General features: G+C 68.4%; 1 pseudogene. It reads right to left on the bottom strand.

What is annotated here, in order from left to right:
* Positions 1-221: pseudogene (locus O4G76_RS22440) on the bottom strand (glutamine--fructose-6-phosphate aminotransferase); the annotation flags it as partial.
* Between the last annotated feature and the right edge of the window lie 89 nt (positions 222-310).

Genomic DNA, 310 nt, shown 5'->3' with positions numbered 1-310 from the left:
CAGCGGGTGTGGCCGATGCCCGCGAGACCGCGCAGCGGCTCATGCACCAGCTTGTCGGACAGGTTCACCAGCTTGCCGACGGCCCGGCGGCGGTCGAGACGGCCCTCGTCCAGCGTCGCGATGCCGGCGCTGTCATAGCCGCGATATTCAAGCCGGCCGAGCGCCTCGACCAGAAGCGGCGCGGCCTCGTGAGTTCCCAATACGCCGACGATCCCACACATCTCAGTTATCCTTGGTCTTGGCGGCCTTCGCGGCGCGCAGCTTCTCGAAGAACCGGGTCGCGAAGCCCGGCTTGTTGTCCTGGCGCGCC

The organism is Limimaricola sp. G21655-S1, from assembly GCF_027213785.1.
In the GTDB taxonomy this organism is placed as follows: Bacteria; Pseudomonadota; Alphaproteobacteria; order Rhodobacterales; family Rhodobacteraceae; genus Limimaricola.
This window is presented reverse-complemented; position numbering and strand designations above follow the sequence as displayed.